Raw genomic sequence first — 17,012 nt, forward strand, 5'->3', positions numbered from 1 at the left:
GAGGCGAACACTGTGAGCGCTCACAGATTTCGGCCGGGTTAACGAAGGAGACTTCGCATGCTCGATAGACATATCAGCCGCCGCCGCTTCCTGACCGGGACGGCGCTCGCCGCTGGCGGTGCGGTGGCTGTGCCGCTGCTCGGCGCCTGCGACGCCAGCTCGGACGACTCGTCCGGCGACGGCAAGACCGTGACGCTGACCGTCATGTACAAGTCCAATGAGCTGACCAAGGAACACATCGCCGACTTCGAGTCGCGGAACCCAGGCATCAAAATCAACTTTGTCGAGTTCGACGACACGCGGCTCAACGCGATGCTCGCCTCCAACGAGCCGCCGGACTTCGTCCGTGCGCCGGCGGTCGGCAGCTCCAGCCGGAACGCGCAGGAACTCGCCACCGACCTCGACCCGTACCTCGCCAAGAGCACCGTGCTGAAGAAGGAAGACCTGCTTCCCGTCAACGACGGCTTCCGCTGGGACGGCAAGCGAAGCGGCCAAGGCCCGTACTACGGGATCGTCAAGGACTGGAGCCAGGACGCGACGCTCTGGTACAACCGGGCGCTGTTCGAGCAGGCGAAGGTTCCGCTGTTGAGCCCGACCGAGCCGGTCTCGTACGACGAACTGCTGGAGATCGCGAAGAAGCTGACGAAGAAGAGCGGCGGCAAGACTCAGGTCTACGGCCTCGGCGTCGAGTGGGCGTGGGGGCTGTCGGCCCCGATCCACATGATGATCCTTCAGCAGGGCGGCCAGGTCTACAACGACGATCTGACCCAGACCGACATGACCACTCCGGAGGCCAGGCGCGCTATCCAGTGGTACGTCGACTTCGCGCAGGCGGGCGTCGGGCCGACCTCGCTGGACCCGGTCCCGGACGGCGCCGACCTGTCGCTGTTCCTGGCCAAGCGGATGGCGATCACCCAGGACGGCTACTGGTACGGCGGCAACTTCGTCAAGGAAGCCGACGAGATCAAGAACAACGTGGCGATGGCGCCCGCACCGGTCATGGGCGACAAGCGGATCAGCCCCACGTACGTCGGTTGGGGCGCGTTCATCCCGGCCAAGGCCAGGCACAAGGACGCGGCGTGGAAGCTCATGGAGTACTACATGGCCGGGCCGCCGTCCGAGGAGCGCGCCAAGAGCGGCTGGGGCATGCCGGGCCTGAAGTCGCAGCTGTCATTGCTTCCGCAGGAGCTGCCGTACCAGAAGCAGGCGTACGAGACCGCCCAGGCCGAGCTGCAGCACGCCGGGCCGTTGCCGGACTCGCCGTACATGACCGGCAGCTGGATCGACGTGCTCAACAAGCACATCACCCGGGCGATCAAGAAGGAGACCACCGTCGAGGGTGCGTGCAAGGACATCACCAATGAGGTGAACAAGCTGCTGAAGCAGGGCAAGGACCAGATCGGCTAGTGGCCGCCACGACAACGACGGGTGCGCCACGACGCGGGCGGCAGCGCTGGTCGCGGTACTCGAGTGGGACGTTCTATCTGTTCGTCTCGCCCTGGGTCCTGGGCTTCGCGCTGCTGACCGCACTGCCGCTCGGCTACGCGCTGCTGGTCAGCTTCACCAACTTCAACGGCATCAGCGACCGCTGGCGCTGGGTTGGCATGCGCAACTACACCGAGCTCGTGCGCGACACCGACGCCATCGCCAGCCTGGTTCGCACGCTGGCGTACACGGCCATCAGTGTGCCGCTCATGGTGGCCGGCGGTCTCGGCCTGGCGGTGCTGCTCAACCGGCGGCTGAAAGCCGTCGGCCTCTTTCGCACCATCTTCTTCCTGCCGTCGGTGGTCCCGGTGGTCGCCATGGCGATCATGTGGAAGCTGATCTTCAACCGGAACGCCGGCATCCTCAACGCCATCCTGGAGAAGCTCAGCGTCGGCCCCGTTGCCTGGCTGGTCGACCCGAACGCGTTCTACGCCCTGATCATTCTCACCCTGTGGGGCCTCGGCGGCGGCATGGTCATCATGCTGGCCGCCCTGCAGGGCGTGCCGGCCGAGCTGGAAGAGGCGGCGGTCGTCGACGGCGCCAACCGGTGGCACGTGTTTCGCCACGTCACCGTGCCGATGATCTCGCCGGTCATCTTCTTCCAGGTCGTCACCGGGATCATCGCGTCATTTCAGATCGTCATCCAGCCGTTGCTGCTGGCCGAGACCGGCCAGGTGGGCTCGGTGGCCCAGGTGCCGCAGAGCACCCACCTGTACATGGTGCAGGTGTACCAGGAGTTCTTCGCCAACAGCCGGTACGGATACGGCTCCGCCATGCTGTGGGTGTTCTTCCTGGTGATCCTGGCCATCACGCTCCTGGTGCAGCGATCCAGCCGGCTGTGGGTGCACTACCAGGTCGACAGCGAGGCAGAACGATGACCGTTGTCCGTGATTCCGCCGCGCCCTCGGCGACCAGGCCCGACCCGCTGGTGCCGGCCCGGCGGCCGGTCGCCCGCCGCCGGGTGAACGCCGCTGGCACGTACGTGTTGTTGATGGGGCTGGCGGTGCTCTTCGCCGGGCCGTTCGTCTGGCTGGTGCTCGCTGCCCTGAAGACGAAGGCGGAGTGGGTCGCCATCCCGCCGAAGATCCTCCCGGAGGCGCCGCGGTGGGGAAACTTCACCGATGCGTTCACAGAGATCAACTTTCCGGCGTACCTGGGGAACTCGCTGTTCCTGTCGTTCCTGTACGCGGTGCTGGTGACGTTCTCGAGCGCGGCTGTCGGCTTCGGCTTCGCTCGGCTGCGCGGGCGCGGCAAGCGCCCGCTGTTCGTGGTGTTGCTGTCGACCATGATGCTGCCGCAGATCCTTACCCTGATCCCGACCTATGTGATCTTCGCTCGGACAGGGCTGGTCAACACGTACTGGCCGTGGGTGCTCTGGGGCCTGGCCGCCTCGCCGTTCCTGGTCTTCCTGTTCCGCCAGTTCTTCGCGGCTATCCCCGCCGAACTGGAGGACGCGGCCATCGTCGACGGCTGCGGCTACGGCCGGATCTTCCTACAGATCTTCCTGCCCTTGTCGCGGCCTGTGCTCCTCACCTCGTTCCTGCTGTCGTTCACGTGGACCTGGGGCGACTACATCGCGCCGGCGCTGCTGCTCAACCCCGACCAGACCACGCTGGCGGTGGCCATCTCCGCTTTCTACCTCGATCCGCACGGCAACCCTGACGCGACCGTGCAGGCCGCCGCGGCGACCCTCTACGTGATACCTGTCCTGGTGATTTTCCTGTTCGCGCAGCGCTACTTCATCCGCGGCGTACTCGGTTCGGGCGTCAAGGGCTAGTAGATCTATTTCAGGAGATATTGGGCTACCGCGACGTCCGCCGTGCGCCATGCCGTTGCTCCCGCGGCCTCACCCTCCGCGCGTGGTCGCGCTCTGCGCTTGTCGCCGCCTCGCCGTCCGGCCGCCTTGCGGTCGGCCGTGGCTGAGGCGGCAGGAACCCTGTTTTTGTCGCCTCGGCGGCAGCCGGAAGCCGCATTATCGGGGATTTTGTTGCTTGGCCCGCGTGGGGTGTGGGTGCGCGGTGGGTGAGGCCGCGGGAGCGGCGGTCGTGTGCGCGGCGGGCGTCGCGGTAGCTCGGATGTCGGTCGTGGTTGTGGGCTTGCCGCGCCGGCCCCGGCGCCGCGCCGATCAAGGCCATGTGCGTGGATCAAGGGCGTTTGCACGCGGTTTTGAGATCGAACCGCGTGTGTTTGCCCTTGATCGGCGCGGCCGGCTGAGTCGGCGAACCCTGGCCCCGAAAGATCTCTAGTGGATTGGTGTGGTGGCGTCGGTGCCCCAGCTGGCGAGCAGGCGCAAGGCGTCGGCGGAGGCGGAGCCGGGTTCGGCGTGGTAGGTGATCATTGCCAGCTCGGGGTCGTCGGGCAGGTGGAGGATTTCGTACGAGACGGCGAGCTCGCCGACCAGGGGGTGGGTCAGCCGCAGGCTGCCGTGGCTCTTGCGCCGCAACTCGTACGCCGCCCACAGGCGGCGGAACTCCTCGCTCTTGACCGACAGCTCGCCGACGAGGGCGGCCAGCAGGGGGTCGTCGGGGCAGCGACTGGCGTCCATGCGCAGCATGCTCACGATGGCGGCCGCCTTGCCGTCCCAGTCGACGAACACGTTTCGCGTCGTGGGTGACAGGAAGACGAGTCGGGCCCAGTTGCGTTCCTGCGGCGGCAGCTCATCCCAGTTTCCGAAGAGCGCGGCGGCGAGCCGGTTCCAACCCAGGATGTCGGCGCGTCGCCCGGTCACGTAGGCCGGCACCTCGAGCGCGTCGAGCAGCTGCTGCAGGGCGGGGCGCAGGTGCTGGGGACGCGGGCAGGGCGCTTTCTTCTTGTCGGGCTTCGGCTTCGCCAGCTGCGTCAGGTAGACGTGCTGGGCCTCGGTGAGCCGCAGCGCGCGGGCGATGGCGTCGAGTACCTCGGCGGAGACGTTGTCGCTGTGGCCCTGCTCCAGCCGGGTGTAGTAGGCGACGGACACGCCGGCCACCTGGGCCACCTCCTCGCGACGCAGTCCGGGCACCCGGCGGCGCCGGCCGAAGCTGTGCAGCCCCAGATCCTCCGGCTTCAGGGCGCCTCGGCGGGTGCGCAGGAACTGACCCAGCTCCGTGCGACGATCCAGAGAGGCTCCCGTTGGGGCGCCCGATCGTGTCTGCTCGACCATGCCGTCAAGTATGCCCAGCTCACTACGGCGTTAGCCGGTCCCTGCCAGTAGTAGGAAACGGGTACGTACCCAAGACGGTGGCCTGGTTGGCGAGCCGGAGCGGGGCAAGGCTGATGGCATGACGTTTTCAATTGGTGGGGAACTGCCGGTCAACCGGCTCGGCTACGGCGCGATGCAGCTCACGGGGCCGGGCGTGTGGGGCCCGCCGCGCGACCACGACGAGGCCATCCGGGTGCTGCGCCGGGCGGTCGAGCTCGGCGTGACGCTCATCGACACCGCGGACGCGTACGGCCCGCAGGTGGCCGACGAACTGATCAGGGAGGCACTGCATCCGTACCCGGACAACGTGGTCGTCGCCACCAAGGCCGGTCTGGTCCGGCCAGGGCCCGGGGAGTGGTTGCCTGTCGGGCGGCCGGAGTACCTGCGCCAGCAGGCGGAACTGAGCCTGCGCCGCCTCGGTGTAGAGCGGATCGATCTGTTCCAGCTGCACCGTATCGACCCCACCGTCCCGCTCGCCGACCAACTGGGCGTCTTCGCCGAGCTGCAGAAGGAGGGCAAGATCGGCCACATCGGGCTCTCCGAGGTGACGGTCGAGGAGATCAAGGAGGCCCGCGAGCACGTGCAGATCGCCACCGTGCAGAACCTGTACAACGTGGCGAACCGGCAGTCCGAGGCGGTACTGGAGTACTGCGAGGCGGAGGGCATCGGCTTCATCCCGTGGTTCCCGCTCGCCACCGGAGAGCTGGCGAAGCCCGGCGGGCCGTTGGACGCGCTGTCCACCCAGACCGGCGCCACCCCGGCGCAGCTCGCGCTGGCCTGGCTGCTGCGGCGTTCGCCGGTCATGCTGCCGATCCCCGGCACCTCGTCGGTGGCCCACCTGGAGCAGAACATGGCGGCGAGTGGCATCACCCTTACGGCAGAACAGTTCGCGACCCTGTAACGCGTACGACGGGCCGCCGCGCCTCGGCACGGCGGCCCGTTCGACCGGCCCGATCGCGTGGATCCGAGAGTCAGCCGAGCCTGAAGTCGACTACTCGAACAGGCGAGGGTGTGGTGCCGCTCGACTGGCGCTGGTACATGATGGACAGAACGCCGTCGACGAGGGCTCGGGAGCGGTCGACGACGACTTCGCCGAAGGCGTTCAACCCGGATCCGTCGAACCGGAGGGTCCAATCGGTCCAGCCGCTGGCTGCGCTGGCGGTGACGATGCGCCCGTACGGCAGGACGACGTAGGCGTTGTCGGCGCGGTCGAAGACGATCTGAGACCGGCCGAAAGCGTTCAAGGCCACCGGGATCTCGATTTTGCGCCACACACCCTGCGCGTTGCGGACGAGGTGGAACGCGCGCGCCGAGGAGCGGCGCTGGCTGGTGAAGTTGTTGACGCACTGGGTGAATCGGCCGGGCACGTAACTGATGATCACGTGGGGCTGGCCGGTGGAGTCGACGGCTTGGCTCTCCTGGTTGATCAGGGCGTGGTCGGCGTTCAGCGGATCGACCACGTGTCCCGGCGAGGTGACCGACACCAGGGTGCCATTGGTGGTGCCGACCTGCTGCCCGGCGTTGTTGCGCCAGGTCCGGCCGCGGTCGTCGCTGTAGACATAGCCGGTGTCGTGGTTGCTGAGCCCACCGCTGTTGCACATGACCGCGGCGTTCTGCTCGCGCCAGGTGAAGGCGGCGTGCAGCCGGCCGTTCGACCCGTACGTGATGCCGTGCAGGTACATGTTGCGCCGCGTGCTGGTCGCGCCGTGCTGGCTCCAGTTGCCGGTCGCCGACGACCACCGGCCAAGGTGGCGCCAGGTGGAGCCGTCGTACTCGGCGAGTTCGTTCGTACCGTTACCGGAGCCACCGGTGCGGTAGCTGAGCTGCAGCCGGCGTTCGGGGGTGATGGCGAACTGCGGATACGTGATGGAGCCCAACTCCAGACCGTCGAGCGTGCGTTGTACCGGCCCGAACGCGCTCGCCACCCAGCTACGGGAGCCGGCCTCGGTCAGCAGGCCGGCCGCGGATTTGACGTAGAAGACCCGGCTGTCATGAGTGTCCATCGCCAGGTGTAACCGGCCGTCCGACGGCGACACCCCGAGCGAGATGGAGTTGTGCGAGTCGTTGACGGTCAACGAATGCGGAAGCTGCAGCGTCTGCCAGGCCCCACTCGGCAGCTGCCGGCGCGCGACGACGACCCGGCGGCTGGCCGTGTACCACGCCGCGTACTGGTAGCCGGCGAAGGTGAGGATGCCGTCCTGCTGGTACGAGGCGTTGTTCACTATCCCGTCGTACGACACGAAGTACAGCGCCTGCGGGTCCAGCTGCGTGTCTGCCAATCGCGTGACCGTTGGCCCCGCGGCCGCCAGGGCGTTGCCCGCCGAGGCGACGGTGACCGGGATGGTGAGCCCCACCGCGATGATGGAAGCGGTGATGCATCTGCGGATGTCACGCATTGAGTGCTCCCATGATTCAGGCCAGCCCGTTTCGTGGATGTGCCAGATAGTGTTCTCGGCGAACGAGTGACTGTCAATCGATGCCCTTCGACATAGTCGGTGTCCTGGAGCGTGGACGAGGGCGCGCGTTGCCTGGGTTGCCGGTTACAGTCGGTGGCACCATGGACCCCCTCGCGTCGGGAGCGCACAGTGGTACGCCCGTTCGATATCGATGAGGTCTTCCCCGAGGCCGTCAGCGGACGGCCTCGGCGCCGGCGCCGGCAGTTGGGCACTTCGGCGCAAGACTTGGCCGTGACACTGATCGCGGACTACACCGTCCGCACCCGGGCCTGGCTGCCGTCGGCGGCGATCGTGGCCCTCATGGGCGAGTTCGGCGTCACCAGCGGCGCGGCCAGGACGTCCATCAGCAGGCTGGCCCGGCGGGACGTCCTGGAGGGGAGTCGAGACGGGCGGTTCAGCTCGTACCGCCTGACCCGGGAAGCCGCGATCGACCTGTCGAGAGGCGGCACCGCCATCGGCACCATCGGCGCCGATTCGGAGCAGTGGGACGGCTCTTGGACGGTCGTCGTCTTCTCGATGCCCGAGCAGGAGAGCACGCGGCGGCGGGCGCTGCGGGAGCACCTGCGCTGGAACGGCTACGCTGCGTTGTACGACGGTGTGTGGATCTCGCCGGACCCTTTGTCGCTGGCCGGACGGGCGGAGTTGGCGGCCGCGGCCCGTGGCGCGGTAACGGTGTTTCGCGCCCAGCACCTGGACCTTCAGGCAGATGTCGACCGCGATCCGGTCGAGGCATGGGATGTGCCGGGCATCGCGAAGGAGTACGAGATGTTCATCGACCGGTGGAGTCCGCTGCTGCCGCGGATAGCCGCCGGGCAGGTGACCGGTGTCGCGGCGGTACGGACCCGCACGGAGGTGATGGACGTCTACCGCCGCTTCCCCGTACTGGATCCGATGCTGCCCGTCCGGCTCCTGCCGCCGGACTGGCCACGCCGGCGCGCCCGGGAGGTGTTCGTCGCGATCTACGACGGGCTCCTGGAGCCGGCGCAGGACCACGTGCGCGCCGTGGTGTCCACCGTGGCGGAAGGACCCTGGCCGGGCATCCAGGCGCACACCGTCGCCCAGATGGCGGCCGGGTCGGCCACCACGCCACCCGAGCCGCGATAACGCCGGCTTCCCGCACGACGGGCCGCCGCGCTTCGGCGCGGCGGCCCTTCTGGCTTCCATAAGTCGAAAATCATCGATTGACAAGTATGTGTCCGACAGTAACACTGCTTGATACGTCTCAATGGGAGCGCTCACAGGTCCTGTCAGCAGGACGGAACCCCACGCAAGGAGTGATCGTGTTGATGCAGCGACGTACGTTCCTTCGATTGAGCGCTGCGGGAGCCGCGGCCGTTGGCGGTACGGCCGTGGTTGGTACGTGGCAGGCGCAGGCGGCGCCCGTGAGCGTCCTGGACACGGCGCCGACCACGCCGTTCGCGGTGGGAGTGCGGCGGTACAACTGGACGCGGGGTAGCCGTCCGTGCACCACGTATGTGTACTACCCGGCGACCGGCAACCCGGGTGGGAACCCGGTCACGGACGCTCCGGTCGCGGCGGGCGTTTTCCCGATCTACAACTTCACGCACGGGTACGACAGCAGCCCGCAGAACTCGCTGTTCATCATCCGGGCGTTGGCGGCGGCGGGCTTCATCGTTCCGGCGCCGCATTTTCAGCACAACTTCGCCGACGTCAACAACGGCAACACCTCCCGGGACGTGTCGGAGATCCTGACCCGAACCCTTGCCCTCAACGGGAGCGGGCCGCTGGCCGGGCACATCGACACGGGTATCGGTGTGGGCGTGTCGGGTCACTCGCTGGGCGGCATGACCACCCACGGCCTGCTGACCTCCTGGCCGGACAGCCGGATCGTCTCCGCCAACCCACAGTCCTGTGTGGACATGGGAAACCCGGCCAGCTCGGTCCGAGCCAAGGTGCTGTTCGTCCACGGCGACCGTGACGATCTCACGCAGTACTCCTCGGCCCGGCAGGCGTACTCGGAGATGCCCACGCCCAAGGCGTTCCTGACCTTCGTCGGTGGCAGCCACACCAGTTTCTGGAGTAACAGCCGTTTCCCCGCCACGGTGGTGGACTGGGCACGTTGGAGCATGTACGGCGACACCGCTGCCCGTGACCGCCTGCCATCGGACGCGGCCAGCTCCAGCACCCGATGGGAAGCCCAGCTGGGCACGCCCACGACCTCGGCACCGGCGACCACGGCACCGCCGAGCACGCCGCCGCCGACGACCCCGGCACCCGGCGGCGCGGTCAGTGCCAGCTACCGCACCGTCAACAGCTGGCAGGGTGGCTACCAGGCCGAGGTGACGGTGACGGCGGGCAACTCACCGATCAACGGCTGGACCGTCCGGTGGAGCCTGGCCAGCGGCCAAAGCATCAGCCAGCTCTGGAACGGCACGTTGACCGCGAGCGGCTCGGCCATAACGGTTCGCAACGCCACATACAACGGATCGCTGGCAGCCAATGCCTCCACCACCTTCGGATTCACCGCGACGGGCACACCGTCGACTCCCTCTCTGACTGCGACCACGCCATGATGAAAACCGCCCGTGCCCTTCTGATGTCGGCGGCACTGTTGAGTCCTGTCGTCGTGGTCGCGGTTTCGGCGACCGGCAGCGACGCGGCCGCTGGGCTGACGTATTACGTGGCGCCGACCGGCAGTGACAGTGCGGCGGGTACGCAGGCGGCGCCGTGGGCGTCGATCGCCCGCGCGCAGACCGCCGCCCAGGCCGGTGACACCGTCTACCTGCGTGGCGGCACCTACGCCTACACCCGCGCCAACACCACCTGCGCCAGCCGGACCGCCCAGGTCGACGCGATCACACTCAACAAGAGCGGCAGCTCCGGCAACCCCATCCGGTACTGGGCTCATCCGGGTGAGCGACCGGTCTTCGACTTCTCCCGGATGACCGACGACTGCCGGATCAGGGGCTTCGGTGTCAGCGGCAGCTACCTGCACCTCAAAGGGCTGGAGGTCGTCGGGGTGCCGCAGAACAACACGCTCAACGCCGAATCCTGGGGGCTGCGGATCACCGGCAGCAACAACACCTTCGAACAGCTGAACATCCACCACATCATGGGCACCGGCCTGTTCATCAACGGCGGCGCCGGCAACCTCGTGCTCAACACCGACTCCCACGACAACTACGACCCCCGCAGCTCAGACGGGCCAGGCGAGAACGCCGACGGGTTCGGCTCGCACTACACCCCCGCCGGGCTCGCGTCGAATGTGTTCCGCGGCTGCCGCGCATGGTGGAACGCCGACGACGGATACGACCTGATCACCACCTACTCCCCGGTCACCATCGAACACTCATGGTCCTGGCGCAACGGATACCGCCCGGGAACGACGACGCCGTCGGGTAACGGGGCTGGTTTCAAGGTGGGCGGGTTCGGCGCCGACTACGACGCTCGCGCGGTCAAACACACCGTCCGGTTCTCGGTGGCGTTTTTGAACAAGGCGGCCGGGTTCTACTCCAACCACCATCCGGTGGCCAACGACTACCTCAACAACACCAGCTACGCCAACAACCCCGACTTCAACATGCTCGGCATCGACCCGGGCGGCGCCGCCGTCGGCCGCGGCAACCTGCGCAACAACATCGCCTACACCGGCACGCTCACGTCGAACATGACCGGTACGACTGGGTCGAACAACTCCTGGAACCTGGGCCTCACCCTGTCTGACGCCCAATTCCAGAGCGTGTCCACGACCGGCTGGGACGCACCCCGACAGGCCGACGGCAGCCTGCCCGTACTGCCCCACCTACGCCTTGCGGCGAACAGCACCCTCATCGACAAAGGCGTCAACGTCGGCCTGCCGTACAGCGGGACGGCGCCGGACCTCGGCGCGTTCGAATCCGGCAGCACATCGACGCCGCCACCGACCACCGGCCGCCTCGAAGCCGAAACCGCACCCGCGGTATGCCAAGGCACCATCGATTCAAACCATGGCGGCTACTCCGGTGCTGGCTTCTGCAACGCCAACAACGCGACCGGCGCGTACGCCGAATTCACCGTCAACAGGACCGCCGCGGGCACCGCGACGATCGGCATCCGGTTCGCCAACGGTGCGAGCACCGCACGACCAGCCAATCTCATCGTCAACGGGACCATCCTGCAGACGGTGTCGTTCCCACCAACGGGCGCTTGGACGGCGTGGGTCACCGAACGCGTGACCGTGTCGCTGAACGCCGGCGGCAACACCATCCGGTTGGATCCAACGACGCCAGCCGGACTGCCCAATGTGGACTATCTAGAAATCTGAGCGAAGGCAGGAGTCATGAAGCGTAAATCAGGCGTACTACTCGTCGCCGCACTGCTGTTGGCGTCGGTCGCGGTGGCGAACCGCTTCGCCGCGGCCGAGACCACGACCGGCGACGCGGCCGCGGCGGGCGGCCTCCAGACTCTGGTCACCGACTATCGAACCCGCGTTCCGAGCAGGTACACCGCAGAATCCTGGGCGCCCTTCGCCAAGGCGTTGACCGCCGCGGCCGGTGTCGCCGGCAACGCGTCGGCGAGTACGTCGCAGGTCGCCGGCGCCAAGACGGGCCTCATGAATGCCGCCGCCGACCTGGAGGCCGCCGACGAGGGCACGTTCCAGACCATCACGAACAACACGTTCTGGAACGACACCAGCGGCAACCCCATCTACTCGCAGGGTGGCGGCGTCTTCAAGTTCGGCGACACCTACTACTGGTACGGGGTGCACTACCGGGGTGCGGAAAGCTACCGGGCCAACCCGACGAGGAAGTACGACAACGAGGTGTCGTTCGTGTCGATCCCGGTGTACTCCTCCAGGGACCTGGTGAACTGGAAGTTCGAGAACCGGGTCGCCACCGGCTCGACCAGGCTGGCCAACAACACCACCCTCGGCCAGGCCGGCTGGGTGGGGCGGATGGGCGTGTCGTACAACGAGAACACCGGCAAGTACGTGCTGGTCACCCAGGTGTATCTGCCATCGCTGGGCGGCGACGGCAACGGGGTGCTGATCCTGCAGGGCGATTCGCCAACCGACACCTTCGACTACGCCTACTACCAGAACCAGGTCGTCAACTCACCCACGACGGGCACCGGAGACCAGACCGTCTTCACCGACGACAACGGCAAGGACTACCTGATCTTCTCCAACCGGTCCGGGCGCTCCCGCGCCTTCGTCGCCAAGCTGAGGGAGTCCGACTCGCTGCGCATCGAACCGGCGGTGGAGATCGGTCGCCAGTCCTCCGGTCGTGAGGGCAACGCCATGTTCAAGCTCGATGGCAAGTACTACCACGCCGCGTCGGACCTGCACGGCTGGAACACCTCGGTCAACCATGTCATCGAGTCGACCACGAGCAACGTCCAGGGCGCTTACACCAGCGAGTACACCCTCGCGGGGACCGAGCTGGACTACAGCCACGTGACCCAGACCGGCTTCTTCGTGACCGTCAAGGGCACCAAGCAGACCACCGTCGTCTACGCCGGCGACCGGTGGGCCGACTTCGCCTGGAACGGCATCGGCTACAACCAGTGGGTACCCATCACCAAGTCCGGTGCCCGGCCGCAGTTCCACTCGGTGAGCCAGTGGCAGTTCAACGCCACCACCGGAGAATGGCGCGTCGGACCGCAGAACAACTACATCCTCAACCCGAACTTCCAGGCCGACCGCGTCACCGTGTCCACCCTGACCGGGTGGACAAACACGGGCGGCAGCGTGACCAACATCAGCCCCGGCGCGAACGGCAGCCGCTTCGCGCTGCAGGTCGGCTCCGGATCGGCCGGCGTGCGGCAGCAGATCACGGTACCGGCCGGAACCTACCGGATGTCGCTGTACGCCCGGACCAGCGGGTCGCTCAGCGGCGCGCAGATGACCGTCACCGACGCCAGCGGCGCCACACGCACCCTCAACATCCCAGCGTCAAGCGGCTGGACCCGCCGGGAACTGGCCGACATCCCCCTGTCCGCCGGCACCGCCACGGTAACCGTCCGAACCAGCAACGGAGTCCTCGCCGTCGACGACCTCGCACTCGTCAAGACATCCGGCGACGACCCGACGCCGCCGGTGGGGCAGCGGTACGAGGCGGAGACCGCGCCGGCGGTGTGCCAAGGCACCATCGACTCCAACCACACCGGCTTCACCGGTAGCGGATTCTGCAACGCCAACAACGCGGCCGGCGCGTACGCGCAGTTCACCGTGAACGCGGCGGCGGCCGGTTCCCGGACGTTGGGAGTGCGGTTCGCCAACGGCACGACCACCGCGCGGGCAGCGAATCTGATCGTCAACGGCGCGACGGTGGCGACGGTGGCGTTCGAGGGCACCGGCGGGTGGACGACCTGGGTCACCAAGAACCTCACCGCATCGCTCAACGCCGGCAGCAACACCATCCAGCTCAGTCCCACCGCCGCCGAAGGGCTACCGAACATCGACTCCCTCGACGTCGGCGCCGCCTGACGTCTCGACCTCACCCTGGGAAGGCCAGCGCGTCCGCGGCCCGGCTGTCCGGGCCAGCCATCCGCGGACGCGCTGGCAAACAACGTTTCTGCCGTCAGATGACGTCGATGACCGCGGTGACCGGGCCGAGAGTCGTCGTGCCGGTGACGATCACCTCGCCGGGCGCGTCGGTCGCGCCCGGCGGCAGCGCGTCCCAGCGGACCGGGATGGTGGTGACGGACCTGTTCGCGGTGGTGAGCACGCGGACGGCGGCCGGCAGCTCCGGAGCCCAACGCACCGAGGTACCGATGTAGACGGTGTCTTCGAGGACGTGCTTGGCGCGGCTGGCGTTGTAGACGTTGACAGACGCGTGCGGCTCCCAGGTGTTGGGCAGCTCGGGCACGGCCCGGAACATCGTCTGGAAGCCCGCTGGTTCCCAAACCAGTACGCCGGTGCCCTGGTTGTTCACCACGTCGTTGGCGGTCTGGAAGACACGCTGGATCGCGTCCGCCTGGCCCTGGATGGTGCGGGGGAATGGTGAATTGGGCATTGGTGAACCGTCGCCGCCGGATGCGGGGTACGAGGTCTCCGCGACGTCGATCTCGTAGTCGGGGTACGTGGTCGCCATCGTGTGCAGGTTGAGCTCGAGAGCCTCGGGGGTGCCGTGCCACTCGGGGTAGTAGGAGATCGTGAGCACATCGGGGTTCTGGCCCTTCGCCTTCACCCGCGTGAGGAACTGGTGCCAGAACTCCATGGTCTTGGCGAGCCGGTTCGGCCCGACGATGACATGGATCTCCACTTTGGACTTCGGAGACGCGTCGCGGACGGCCTTGATCCCGGACGCGGCGAGGGTGGTGAACCGGTCCCACGCCTCGTCGTAGAGCCGTTGCTCGACCGGGTCCGTCGAGCCCCAGTACCGCCACAGCAGGCCGCCGCCGGGCTTGGACTGGTACACGTCGGCCTGGTTGACGAAGTAGGGCGGGTTCGTCGTGCCGATCAGGGACGCCTCGCTGCCATACATGAAGCCGTTGATGATTTCGTTGCCGACGGCGACCTTGTCCGGCGTGGTGCCCTGCTTCCTCAAGCGGCGCAGGTAGTCAGCGGTGAAGTCGTACACCGCCTTGCTCAGCTCGTCGAACTCCAGCTCGGCCCAGGCGCGCGGCTTGGGTTGCTTGCTCGGGTCCGCCCAGGAGTCCGCGTAGTGGAAGTCGATGCCGAGGCCCATGAGGCGGTCCTTTATGGACCGTGCCGACTCCAGCGAGCGTTCCGGGCCCTGGCGGGGGATGGGCGTCAGCGCGCCGGTGCTCTCGTTCCTGGGCTCGTTGAATATCCGGAGCCGGGCGTACTCCATGCCGCGATCCTTCGCCACGTCGAGCAGGTGTGGCCCGGCGCCACGATCGGCGGCCAGGGGATCGACCCAGTACTGGCGGGTCTGGAAATCGTCCACCCAGGACATGTCGGCGCCGAGGGTGAGGTCGTCGCGCAGATAGTTGAAGACCTGGATCTCGCTGACGCCGATCCTGGCGCGGCCCGGCACACCCTCGACCGTGAGCCGGACGAAGCGGGTATCCGGGCGGGTGAACAGGTGCACCGCTCCGCGCGAGACGTTTCGGTTGCGGGATTTGTCGGCGATCGTCTTCCACCGGCGACCGTCGGGCGACGCCTCGACCGCGTACCGATACGCCATGCCGCGCTCCGCGAACACCACCTTGACCTTGCGCAGGTTGTCGTACGCGCCGCCCAGGTCGACGGTCAGCCGCTGCCGGGCACGAGGATTGTCGGCGTACCACGAGGTGGTCGGGTCGCCGTCGATGGCGAGCCGGGCGGTGGACGTACCGCTGCTTGCCGTCGCCGAAGCCCAGAACTTGGCGGCGATGTTGCTTTCGATCGGTTTGATGTCCGCGGTCCCGAAGGTCGCCCGTGCCGGCGCGGGATTCACCAGTAACCCCGCGCCGGCCAGGGCGGCGAGCGCCGAAATGGTCATGAATCGTTTCACCGGTACCTCCTGGATCTTGCATGCATCGATTGACAGTTGTGCGTCCGACAGGAACACTAACCGATGCAGCAGCACCGTCAACCGTCGAAGAAGGACGATGGACGATCTATTCCAAGAGCTATGGCGCCATGAGCGCGCTGGTACGAGGCGCGCGTACGCCTTCGCGGTAGGTGGGCAGTTCCGGTTTCCAACCCAGCTCGGTTTTGGCTTTGGCGTTGGATGCCCGCAGGTTCGTGTCGATCATGAGGACGGCGAAGTAGGGTGCGGCGAGCCGGATGAGCCAGTCGGGCAGGCGTTTGGGCGGCTTGGTGCCCGCTGTTTTGGCGTGCTCGGTGATCATCTGGCCCCAGGTGGTGGGTTCGTCGTCGACGATGTTGTAGGCCTGGCCGGCTGTGCCTTTGTTCATGGCGGCCACCGTGGCCGCGGCGGCGTCGGACAGGTGGATCCACGACATGATCCTGCCGCCGTCCTTGGGTATCGGCAGTTTGCCGGCTCGAAGCGCGGTGATGAGGGCTTCGGAGCCGGTCAGGCCGTAGAAAGCGCCGTAGCGCAAGGCAATGCCTTCGATGCCGTCCGCGGTGAGTACCTGTTGCTCGGTGGATTGCATGGCGGCCACGATCGGCGCGGTCTTGCCTTCGCGCTGGCGTCCGAAGGGGTCGTTCTCGGTGAGGACGCGGCTGCCGTGGTCGGTGTATCCGTAGCCGGGCACCATCGACTGGGTCAGGAAGCGGCGAGCGCCCACGGCCTGCGCGGCCTGTAGCAGGTGGGCGGTGCCGGTGGTGCGCAGCCGGTTGGTCATGTCCATGTCGGCGTACCTGGCCGGTGGTTTGCTCAACGCGGTGAGTTGGTGGATGACCACGTCGGCTGAGATCGGGTCCACCGCTTTGAGCAGAGCGTCCCGGTCCAGGACATCGGCGACCACTGTCCGGGCACCCGGTACCCGGGCGGTGGCGTTGCGGGTGAGGGCCAGTACCTCGTGGCCTTGCGCGCGTAGCGCCGTGACAAGTGGGCGGCCGATCGCGCCGGTGGCGCCGGCGAGCAGAATCTTCATGGTGTGGCCTTCTTTCGCAGGCGCAGGGCGATGGTGGTGACGGCGATCAGGGTGATGGTGCTGAGGATCGGTACGTCGGTGTCGTGGCCGCCCATGTGACGGTCTACGTAGTGGGTCATCGTGTGGATGGCGCTGGCCACCGCGAAACCCGCCATCGCGACCACGAGTGCGTCCGACCAGACCAGGGCGAACAGCAGAGCGGCGCCGATACCGATCTGGAAGGCGCCGGCGTCGTGTACCAGATGTTCGTTGAGGGGGTGGTAGTTCACATAGTCGATGAAGCTGGAGGGCGACAGCAGCGCCCAGAAACCGAAAACCAACATGCTGGCCGCGCTCACCAGCACGCCCACCACGATGGGTATTGATTTGCCTCTCACCGTCATGGAACAACGATCGCCCGGCCATCGGGGCCGAACAACGCGAAAGATCGAATCGCTGCG

At 67.3% G+C, this 17,012-nt stretch carries 13 protein-coding genes; 8 read left to right on the forward strand and 5 right to left on the reverse strand.

The features are described 5' to 3' along the window. Nucleotides 1-57: 57 nt before the first annotated feature. The 3 genes from QMG73_RS39225 to QMG73_RS39235 are packed head-to-tail and all read left to right on the forward strand — an operon-like array spanning nt 58 to nt 3,262. Nucleotides 58-1,407, forward strand: a complete 1,350-nt coding sequence (locus QMG73_RS39225) for an ABC transporter substrate-binding protein (RefSeq protein WP_281904178.1) — start codon at nt 58-60, stop codon at nt 1,405-1,407. Then, nucleotides 1,407-2,363, forward strand: a complete 957-nt coding sequence (locus QMG73_RS39230) for a carbohydrate ABC transporter permease (RefSeq protein WP_281904181.1) — start codon at nt 1,407-1,409, stop codon at nt 2,361-2,363. The genes QMG73_RS39225 and QMG73_RS39230 overlap by 1 nt, the downstream gene beginning before the upstream one ends. Beyond that, nucleotides 2,360-3,262, forward strand: a complete 903-nt coding sequence (locus QMG73_RS39235; protein ID WP_281904183.1) for a carbohydrate ABC transporter permease — start codon at nt 2,360-2,362, stop codon at nt 3,260-3,262. The genes QMG73_RS39230 and QMG73_RS39235 overlap by 4 nt, the downstream gene beginning before the upstream one ends. A gap of 465 nt (nt 3,263-3,727) precedes the next feature. Here QMG73_RS39235 and QMG73_RS39240 read toward each other — a convergent pair whose 3' ends face one another. Next, on the reverse strand, nt 3,728-4,624 hold the full coding sequence (locus QMG73_RS39240; protein WP_281904184.1) for a helix-turn-helix transcriptional regulator: 897 nt from the start codon (nt 4,622-4,624) through the stop codon (nt 3,728-3,730). Between the two features lie 118 nt (nt 4,625-4,742). Here QMG73_RS39240 and QMG73_RS39245 point away from each other — a divergent pair, with 118 nt between their 5' ends. Further along, nucleotides 4,743-5,564 carry an aldo/keto reductase gene (locus QMG73_RS39245; RefSeq protein WP_281904185.1) on the forward strand — a complete coding sequence of 274 codons (822 nt, stop codon included), beginning with the start codon at nt 4,743-4,745 and terminating at the stop codon, nt 5,562-5,564. A gap of 70 nt (nt 5,565-5,634) precedes the next feature. Here the strand turns inward: QMG73_RS39245 and QMG73_RS39250 are convergent, their stop codons facing one another. Further along, nucleotides 5,635-7,059 (reverse strand): BNR repeat-containing protein, encoded by a 1,425-nt coding sequence (locus QMG73_RS39250; protein ID WP_281904187.1) that lies wholly within the window; start codon nt 7,057-7,059, stop codon nt 5,635-5,637. 189 nt (nt 7,060-7,248) lie between these two features. Between QMG73_RS39250 and QMG73_RS39255 the strand changes: the two genes are divergently transcribed. From QMG73_RS39255 to QMG73_RS39270, 4 genes are all read left to right on the forward strand, one after another. Continuing rightward, nucleotides 7,249-8,223 carry a PaaX family transcriptional regulator gene (locus QMG73_RS39255; RefSeq protein WP_281904188.1) on the forward strand — a complete coding sequence of 325 codons (975 nt, stop codon included), beginning with the start codon at nt 7,249-7,251 and terminating at the stop codon, nt 8,221-8,223. A 206-nt stretch (nt 8,224-8,429) separates the two neighbouring features. Next, nucleotides 8,430-9,653 carry a cellulose binding domain-containing protein gene (locus QMG73_RS39260; RefSeq protein WP_281904190.1) on the forward strand — a complete coding sequence of 408 codons (1,224 nt, stop codon included), beginning with the start codon at nt 8,430-8,432 and terminating at the stop codon, nt 9,651-9,653. Continuing rightward, nucleotides 9,650-11,383 (forward strand): right-handed parallel beta-helix repeat-containing protein, encoded by a 1,734-nt coding sequence (locus tag QMG73_RS39265; protein ID WP_281904192.1) that lies wholly within the window; start codon nt 9,650-9,652, stop codon nt 11,381-11,383. Before QMG73_RS39260 ends, QMG73_RS39265 begins: the two co-directional genes overlap by 4 nt. A gap of 15 nt (nt 11,384-11,398) precedes the next feature. After that, nucleotides 11,399-13,546, forward strand: a complete 2,148-nt coding sequence (locus tag QMG73_RS39270) for a family 43 glycosylhydrolase (RefSeq protein ID WP_281904194.1) — start codon at nt 11,399-11,401, stop codon at nt 13,544-13,546. A 94-nt stretch (nt 13,547-13,640) separates the two neighbouring features. On the opposite strand, the gene QMG73_RS39275 is transcribed toward QMG73_RS39270, so the two are convergent. The 3 genes from QMG73_RS39275 to QMG73_RS39285 form a co-directional block, all read right to left on the reverse strand. Continuing rightward, nucleotides 13,641-15,521, reverse strand: a complete 1,881-nt coding sequence (locus QMG73_RS39275) for a glycosyl hydrolase 53 family protein (protein ID WP_281904195.1) — start codon at nt 15,519-15,521, stop codon at nt 13,641-13,643. Nucleotides 15,522-15,639: 118 nt separating this feature from the next. Next, nucleotides 15,640-16,572, reverse strand: coding sequence for an NAD-dependent epimerase/dehydratase family protein (locus tag QMG73_RS39280; protein WP_281904197.1), 933 nt, complete (start codon nt 16,570-16,572; stop codon nt 15,640-15,642). Beyond that, the gene (locus QMG73_RS39285; protein WP_281904199.1) at nt 16,569-16,955 is read right to left on the reverse strand and encodes a hypothetical protein; all 387 of its coding nucleotides are present in this window, start codon (nt 16,953-16,955) and stop codon (nt 16,569-16,571) included. The genes QMG73_RS39280 and QMG73_RS39285 overlap by 4 nt, the downstream gene beginning before the upstream one ends. Nucleotides 16,956-17,012: the final 57 nt, after the last annotated feature.

Origin of the sequence: Phytohabitans aurantiacus (assembly GCF_027923225.1) — a bacterium.
Taxonomy (GTDB): Bacteria; Actinomycetota; Actinomycetes; order Mycobacteriales; family Micromonosporaceae; genus Phytohabitans; species Phytohabitans aurantiacus.